This is a genomic window from Aquabacterium parvum (assembly GCF_001447195.1).
In the GTDB taxonomy this organism is placed as follows: Bacteria; Pseudomonadota; Gammaproteobacteria; order Burkholderiales; family Burkholderiaceae_C; genus Aquabacterium; species Aquabacterium parvum.
On record NZ_LFRI01000407.1, the window covers coordinates 1 to 273 of the forward strand.

1 pseudogene is annotated in these 273 nt (G+C 57.5%); it reads left to right on the plus strand.

What is annotated here, in order from left to right:
- Positions 1 to 273, plus strand: a pseudogene (locus tag ABG80_RS22915) (protein rep); the annotation flags it as partial.

The window sequence follows — 273 nt, forward strand, 5'->3', positions numbered from 1 at the left end:
ACAGCTTCATCGTTGATGTGCGGCCCATCGTTGGAGATCCCGCCGAGGGGTTCATGGAGGTTTTCAAGTACGCCGTCAAGTTCAGCGATCAGCCGGTTGCCGATACATGGCATGCCTTTCAGACGCTCAAGGGGAAGCGCCTTCTTGGTTCTGCTGGGTGCTTCCGAGGTGTCGAGGTGCCGGAAGAGCTGACCGATGAGCCGCTCGATGAGCTGCCGTATGTCGAGCTGTTCTATCGCTATCTGCATGGAAAGGGCTACGCCGTTTCGCATG